The sequence below is a fragment of the Rhodococcoides trifolii genome (assembly GCF_014635345.1).
In the GTDB taxonomy this organism is placed as follows: domain Bacteria; phylum Actinomycetota; class Actinomycetes; order Mycobacteriales; family Mycobacteriaceae; genus Rhodococcoides; species Rhodococcoides trifolii.
Genome location: NZ_BMCU01000001.1, coordinates 934,261 through 942,882 on the forward strand (window position 1 = coordinate 934,261; position 8,622 = coordinate 942,882).

Below are 8,622 nucleotides of genomic sequence, written 5' to 3' on the forward strand. Positions count from 1 at the left end.
AAAGCTGGCCGCTGGGCGAGCATTTCGCAAGTGGATCAACGGATTTCGCGACTGTTTGCGGGGGCAAAACAATCGATGTACCGAAATCGTGGAATGAAAGTGGGGTCGGTCGTTGGAGCCAGACGCAGGAGATCCCGATTACTCCCTACCGAACGGCGCATTTCCGCTGTCGGCGGCGCAGCGAGGAATCTGGTTCGCGCAACAACTCGCAGGTGACGTGCCGATTTCGATCGCACACTACGTGGACGTTCCGGGCCCGCTCGACGTCCAGATGCTCAACGACAGCCTCTACACCGCAGGGCACGAGTTCGGTTCCGGCTTTCTCCGTCTGATCGAGGTGGACGGGCAGCCGTACCAGTACGTCGACCGGTCCATCGAGGATGCACTCGGATACCTCGATCTGCGCTCCGAAGCCGACCCCACCGCCGCGGCGATGGAGTGGATGACACGCGAGTACAGCTCACCCATCGACATCCTGGCCGACCGGTTGGTCGTGTCCTGGGTACTGCAGCTCGCCGACGAGCACTTCTTCTGGTATTCGCGCATTCACCACGTCGCCACTGACGGTTTCGGCGCCATGACGATGCTGCAGCGTGCGACTGCGCTCTACTCCGCAGGCGCCGACGGGGTCGACCCCGCTCCCGGTACGGCCGTCGAGTTGCAATGGCTCTACACCGACGATTCCAAGTACCGCCAGTCCGAGCGGTTCGAGAAGGACCGTGCCTACTGGGCCGAGAAGACGGCATCTCTTCCCGACCCGCCGAGCCTGGCCGACGCGATGGCTGCGGCCACCTCTCCGGCTGCACTCGCCGGCGGCGGCATCCCCACCTCACTGATCGAACGGATCGACGGCCGGATCGCCGAGCTGGGGACGGGAACCGCGCCACTGGTCGTGGCTGCGTTCGCGGCGTACGTCGCGAGGATGACCGGGGCCGACGACACGGTCCTCAGCCTTCCCGTGTCCGGCCGCACCACCGCCGCGGTGCGCCGGTCGGGTGGCATGGTCTCCAACGTCGTTCCCCTGCGGATGCAGTTGCCGCCCGAGTGCACGGTCGCGGCCGCGGTGACGCAGGCTCAGCTCGAACTCACCGGTGCGTTGCGTCGTCAGCGCTACCGCCACGAGGACATCCGTCGCGACAGCGTGCAGGCCGGAGGCCGGCAGGAATCGGGGGGTGGGTCGTCGACGCACCGCGGTCTGTTCGGTCCGTCGGTCAACATCATGCTGTTCCACGACGAACTGCGACTCGGCTCCGTCTACGGGTCGTACAACGTCCTCAGTACGGGCCCGATCGAGGACCTGGCGCTGAACGTCTACCCCGGGTCCGATGCGAGTTCGCTGCGAATCGATTTCGAGGCCAACCCGAATCGGTACGACATGGAGCGCCTGCAGGGGCACCGCGATCGCTTCGTCCGCTTCCTCGACGACTTCGTGGGCGCCCCGGTCGAGTCCGCCATCGGCGAGATCGATCCGGTCACCGAGGCCGAGCGTGAGCAGTTCGTTCCGGCGCGTGGTCCCGAGTCATGGCCCGTACGAACGTTTTCCGAGATCATTGCTACGGCGGTCGCCGCCGACCCCGATGCCGTCGCCGTGACGACCGATCGGGCGCAGATGACGTACCGGGAGCTCGACGACTACTCGAATCGCATGGCGCGCATGCTGATCGCCCGCGGGGTGGGTGTGGAGTCGGTGGTGGCCATGGGGTTGCCGCGGTCGCTGAACACGATCGCCTCGACGTGGTCCATCGTGAAGTCCGGTGGCGCGTTTCTCCCGATCGACCCGGCGTATCCGATGGACCGCATCGAGCACATGCTCGTCGATTCCGGTGCGAAAGTGGGTCTCACGACGTCGGAGTACCGCGGCAATCTGCCGAGCACCATCGATTGGCTGCTCCTCGACGACGACGCGGTGCGCAGCGAGAGCGCCGAGATGTCCGCGGACACGGTCACCGATTCCGACCGCTCCGCACCGATCCATTCCTCGAACATGGCGTACATGATCTACACCTCCGGCTCCACGGGGTTGCCCAAGGGTGTGGTGGTGGGCCACGACGGATTGGTCAACATCGGCGACGACATGGCCGAACACTATGGTGTGCATCATGATTCGGTCGTCATGGCCGTCGCGTCGCCTAGCTTCGACGCATCCGTGTTCGAGCAGTTGATGGCGCTGTCCCGCTCCACCACGCTCGCGCTGGCGCCGGTCGGCGTGTTCGGAGGCGACGAGCTGGCCGAGTACATTCGCACCAAACACGTGACCCACGTGGTGATCACGCCCGCTGCGCTCGGGTCGTTGGACCCCGACGGTCTCGAGCAGATCGAGTGCATCATCAGTGCGGGCGAAGCGCTTCCGCCCGAGGTCGCCGCCCGCTGGGTGGGGCAGACGAACATCTTCAACGCGTACGGACCGACCGAGACCACGATGATCTCCTCGATCACCCGCCCTCTCACGCCCGGTGCGCCCATCACCATCGGGACCCCGGTGCGCGGCCTCGTCGAGGTCGTCCTCGACAACAGACTGCGACCTGTCCCCACCGGCGTCATCGGTGAACTGTTCGTGGCCGGTCCCGGTGTCACCCGGGGTTACGCGAATCGTTTCGCGCTCACCGTGACTCGATTCGTCGCCAGTCCCTACGGCGAGCCGGGATCGCGGATGTACCGCACCGGTGACCTGGTGCGGTGGACGTCCGACGGCGAGATCCACTACGTCGGCCGCGCCGACTCGCAAGTGAAGATTCGCGGTTTCCGCATCGAGCTCGGCGAGATCGACAACGTGCTGACCGACCACCGCAGCGTGCGCACCGCGGTGACCGTCGCCTACGAGCAGAGTTCCGGCGCGACGGTGCTGGCCGCGTACGTGGTGCTCGAGGAGGGTGACGGACTCGACCACTCCGAGCTGCTTCGTCATGCTGCGCAACGACTTCCGTCGCACATGATCCCCGCCTCGGTGGTGGTGCTCGACCACCTGCCCGTCACGGTCAACGGCAAGATCGACCGCTTCCGCCTGCCCGAGCCGGTGCTGGAGGTGCGCGAGTTCCGCGCCCCCACGACGGTCGTGGAGGAGATCGTCGCGTCCGTGTTCACCGAACTGATGGGCGTCGACAAGGTCGGTCTCGACGACGACTTCTTCGCTCTCGGCGGCAACTCGCTGATCGCCACTCGTGCGGTCTCTCGACTCGGCGCCGCCCTGAACACCACCGTCTCCGTTCGGACGTTGTTCGAGGCGCCCACCGTCGGCTCGCTGGCCGCACGTCTGCAGCAACGGTCCGGTGATTCGGCGAACCTGTTGCTGGTACCGCGGGAGAGCACCGAGCCGGCACCGTTGTCGTTGGCGCAGAGGCGAATGTGGTTCCTGAACCAGTTCGACCCGTCGTCCGTGGCGTACAACATTCCGTTCGCGGTCCGTCTGGACGGAGAGCTCGACGTCGCCGCGCTCCAGGTGGCCGTTCTCGACGTCATCGACCGCCACGAGGCGCTCCGCACGTCGTACCCGGACACCGACGCCGGACCCGTGCAGCTGATCCACATGGCCGAGGAAGTCGTTCCCGACCTCACTCCCGTCGACGTCGACGACGCGTTGCTCGAGCAGACGTTGCTCACCTTCGCGTCCACCACGTTCGACGTCACCACCCGCGTGCCGATCCAGGGTCGGCTGTACCGGCTGGACGACACGCGATACGTGCTCGCGATCGTCATCCATCACATCTCCTCCGACGGCGCGTCGATGGCGCCGCTGGCCCGCGACATCATGGCCGCCTACAGCGCCCGTATCGCGTGGTACGCGCCTACCTGGGCGCCGCTCCCCGTTCAGTACTCGGACTACGCGCTGTGGCAGCGCGAGGTACTGGGGTCCGAGGACGACCCGGAATCGGTGATCTCGCAACAGGAACGGTACTGGGCGGCCAAGCTCGCCGACGCCCCCGACCGCCTCGAGTTGACCACCGACCGACCGCGGCCGGCGCGTCCGAGCTTCCGCGGCGCCACCTACGAGTTCGAGGTCGACGCCGGGCTGCACGGCGCCATGTCGAAGGTCGCCGCTCGCTACCACACCACGCTCTTCATGGTGGTGCACGCGGCGTTCGTCGCCATGCTCTCGAAGGTCACGGGCAGTACCGACATCGTGGTCGGCACCCCGACCGCGGGCCGCGGAGACGCGGCCATCGACGACCTCGTCGGCATGTTCGTCAACACGCTTGCGCTGCGGACGACGTTCGACACCGGAACCGATTTCGAGTCGTTGCTCGCTTCGGTGCGCGAGGACGACCTGGCCGCGTTCGCCAACGCCGACGTGCCGTTCGAGCGGCTCGTCGAGGTGCTCGCCCCGTCGCGTTCGGAATCGCGCCACCCGATCTTCCAGGTGATGCTGGCGTTCCAGAACCTCGAACAGTCGTCGGTCGAACTCACCGGGCTGCGCTTGTCCACCGTCGAGTTCGACCTGTCGGTCGCCAAGTTCGATCTGCAACTGACGCTGATCGACTCGACCGACAAGAACGGCGCGCCCGGCGGAATGCATGCGGCGTTCACGTACGCGACCGACCTGTTCGATCGCGAGTCCGTCGCGTCCTTCGCCGAGCGTTTCGTCCGTGTCCTGCGCGGCGCGGTGTCCTACCCGGAAGTACCCGTCGGGGACATCGACGTGCTGAGCTCCGCCGAGCGCCGCAACGTGATCGAGGTGTGGAACAACACCGCGGTGACCATCGATCCCTCCCGCACCCTGGTGGATCTGTACGACGCGCAGGTCGCTCGCACCCCGAGTTCGGTGGCCGTCGAGTTCGGCGACGTGAGCCTGACGTACGCGGAGTTCGACGCTCGGGTCAACCGGCTTGCGCGACAACTGATCTCGAACGGAGTGGGCCCCGAGTCCTTCGTCGTGGTCTCGATGCGTCGGTCGATCGAGATGCTGGTCGGTATCTACGCCGTCGTGAAATCGGGTGCGGCGTACGTACCGATCGACCCCGACCAGCCGGCGGACCGCAACGAGTACATCCTCGACAAGGCCGACCCGATGCTGGTGTTGACCACCACCCGCGACGATCGTCCCGGCGTCGGTACCGCACCGGTGCTCACGGTCGACACCCTCGACCTCACCGAGTCGTCACCGGTGTCCCCGGCGCCGATCGCCGACTCGGAACGTAGTGCGCCCCTTCGTGCGTCCAATCCGGCGTACGTCATCTTCACCTCCGGCTCCACCGGGCGACCCAAGGGTGTGGCCGTCTCGCACGGCGCCATCGTGAACCGTCTGCTGTGGATGCAGCACGAGTACTCCGCGAACGCCGGCGACGTGGTGTTGCAGAAGACTCCGGTCACCTTCGACGTGTCGGTGTGGGAACTGTTCTGGGCCTTGCAGATCGGCGCGCGCATCGCGATCGCCGTCCCGGACGGTCACCGCGACACCGCGTACCTCGCGCAGCTCGTGGAGGAGAAGTCCGTCTCGATCATGCACTTCGTGCCGTCGATGCTGTCGGTGTTCGTCTCCGACCTCGAACCGAACCGACTGCCCTCGCTGCGCATGGTGTTCGCCTCCGGCGAGGCACTTGCCGCGTCCACCGCGCGACGAGCACGACATCTGCTCCCGACAGCGTTGCTGCACAACCTGTACGGCCCCACCGAGGCTGCCGTCGACGTCACCTACCACGAGGTGGTGCCCGCCGATCACACCGATGTTCCTATCGGCAAGCCCGTGTGGAACACCGGCACCCTCGTGCTCGACGAACGTCTCGGACCGGTACCGGTGGGCGTGGCGGGCGAGCTGTATCTGACGGGCGCCCAGTTGGCCAGGGGATACCTCGGCCGCACGGACCTGACCGCGGACCGTTTCGTGGCGCACCCGTTCTCGTCGACGCCGGGCGAACGGATGTACCGCACCGGTGACCTCGTGCGGTGGCGCCGTGACGGCGAAATCGTCTACGTGGGCCGGACCGACTTCCAGGTGAAGGTGCGCGGGTTGCGCATCGAGCTCGGCGAGATCGAATCGGCGCTGTGTGACCAGATGGCCGTCGGAAACAGTGTGGTCGTGCTTCGCGACGAGGTGCTGGTCGCCTACGTCGTACCGCATTTCCACAGCGTGATCGACGTCGCGGACGTGCGTACCGCGCTGGTGAAAGCGGTTCCGTCGTACATGGTTCCGACGCACTTCGTCGTGCTCGACGAGTTCCCCCTGAACGCCAGCGGCAAGCTCGATCGCAAGGCTCTGCCCGACCCCGTCGTCGAGGCAGTGGCGTACCGAGCCCCGAACACCGCCGTCGAAGAGACCGTCGCAGGCATCTTCGGGGAGCTGCTGGGGGTCGAGAAGGTCGGTCTGGACGACGACTTCTTCGCGCTCGGTGGAAACTCGCTGATCGCAACGCAGGTCGCGTCGCGGGTGGGCGCTGCACTCGACGTGCACGTACCGGTGCGCGTGGTGTTCGACAACACCACCGTGGCGTCCTTCGCGTCGCGCATCACGGCGCTGTCCGGTCCGGTGCGGCCGCCGCTGGTGCCCCGCGAGCGGCCGAACGTGGTGCCGCTCGCACTCGCCCAGCAACGCATGTGGATCAGCAACCGCATCGAACCGACGTCACCGGTCTATAACCTGCCGTTGGGTATCCGACTCGAAGGTGATCTCGACGTCGACGCGTTCCGCGCCGCGGTGGCGGATCTCGTCGCTCGCCACGAGATCCTGCGGACCGTGTATCCCGAGACGGACGGGGTCCCGCGTCAGGAACTGCACTCCGAGTCGATCGGCGTCGAGATCGTCGACGTCGATCCGGACGACGTCGTGGATCGCTTCGTGAACTTCGCCCTCGCACCGTTCGACGTGACGTCCGCCGTACCGCTTCGGTTGCAGCTCATGCGAATCGGGCCGTCCTCCGCCGTGCTCGCACTGGTCGTACACCACATCTCGGCGGACGGTTTCTCCCGCGTGCCGCTGACGCGGGACCTCATGACCGCGTACGTGGCGCGCGCATCCGGATCGGCGCCGAACTGGGCTCCGCTGCCGGTGCAGTACGCCGACTACGCGCTGTGGCAGCGCGACGTGCTCGGGTCGCCGCGGGAATCGGACTCTCTGGCGTCGGCCCAGTTGTCCTACTGGAAGCGCGCTCTGGACGGGTTGCCGCCGGAGCTGGACCTTCCGCGCGATCGTGATCGTCCCGTGAATCCGACCAAAACCGGTGCGTCCGTGCACTTCACGCTGGACGGCGAGACGTCCGACCTCCTGGAGACGGTGGCGCAGAGTCACAGCGCCACCAAGTTCATGGTGGTCCACGCGGCGCTGTCGGTCGTGCTGTCACGGTTGTCCGGTTCGCTGGACGTCGCCGTCGGCACCGCCCTCGCCGGTCGTGGTGATCCCGCGCTCGACGGGTTGGTCGGCATGCTGGTCAACACCGTCGTGCTGCGGGTGCGGATCGACGAGTCGGAATCGTTCGGCGCGTTGGTGTCCGAGACGAGGCACGCCGATCTCGGTGCGTTCGCGAACGCGGAGGTCCCGTTCGAGAACGTGGTGGACGCGGTGGCGCCCGGCCGATCGAGCGGTATCCATCCGCTGTTCCAGACCGCGCTGGCGTTCCGCAACATCACCCCGGCGACGCTGGAGCTGCCCGGTCTGGAGGTGTCGGAGCTGGAGAACCCGTTCGAGCCGGCCAACTTCGACCTGATGCTCACCGTCGACGACGACGGCACCCGCGCACCGGGCGGCCCCACCACGATGATGCTCACCTACGCGACCGAGCTGTTCGACGAACGGACCGCCCGCACCATCGGCGCTCACCTCGTCAGCATTCTGACCGCCGCCGCTGCCGATCCCGAACGGACCGTCGCGAGTCTTCCGCTTGCGGAGGTCGAGGCCGCCGCGCCGACCCCCACCGCCAATCACGTCGCCGTGGACGGACGGCCGATCACGGCGCTGTTCGAGGCAGCCGTCGAGTCGGATCCGGAGGCGCCTGCGATGTCCGGGCCCGAATCGGACGTCACGTTCGCCGAGCTCGACACCGCATCGAACAAGGTTGCCCGCGTACTGGCGGGCCGCGGAGTGGGTCCGGGGTCACGGGTGGCCGCAGGATCGGATCCCGTGACGTGGTGGGGTGCCCTCAAGGCGGGAGCCGCTCTGGTGGTGGGCGCGGACCCGGATGCGGTCCGCTTCGACGGGGGCGACCCCGCACTGGCCGAGGCGTCCGGGCGACCGGTCACCTACGCCGATCGCACGCGCGCACTGGAACCCGCTGACACGGCGTTGATCGTTGGCGAGCTGTCGCTCACGCACGACGAGTTGGGTGGACTCGTGTCCGCCGAGGCCGCGGCGCTGCACGTCACCTACGAGTCGCGTCTGCTGACGACGCCCGCGGTCGCGCCGTCGGTGTCGATCGTCGCCGCCCTGATCGCGGGGGCGATGGGCGCTGCCGTGGTGTCGAGCGCCGGGGTGGTTCACGACGAGATCCCGCTCGAGGACGAGCTCGCCGACCAGTGGGTCACGCACGTCTTCGCACGTGCCGAAGACCTCGCCGACGTCGACCCGAGCGAGTTGGACGACCTCGAGGTGACCGTCGTCGACGGCGCGGGAAACGTCTCGGCGTTCGCGAGCGATACCACTGTGGACGTTCTCTCGATCGACGCCGCGCAGCTGAGGACGAGTGCGTGGAGCTGATCACG

At 67.2% G+C, this 8,622-nt stretch carries 1 protein-coding gene; it reads left to right on the forward strand.

The window, feature by feature from the left end; all coding sequences use genetic code 11:
• Nucleotides 1-112 precede the first annotated feature (112 nt).
• The gene (locus IEW02_RS04535; protein ID WP_188543455.1) at nucleotides 113-8,617 is read left to right on the forward strand and encodes a non-ribosomal peptide synthetase; all 8,505 of its coding nucleotides are present in this window, start codon (nucleotides 113-115) and stop codon (nucleotides 8,615-8,617) included.
• The last annotated feature ends 5 nt before the right edge of the window (nucleotides 8,618-8,622 follow it).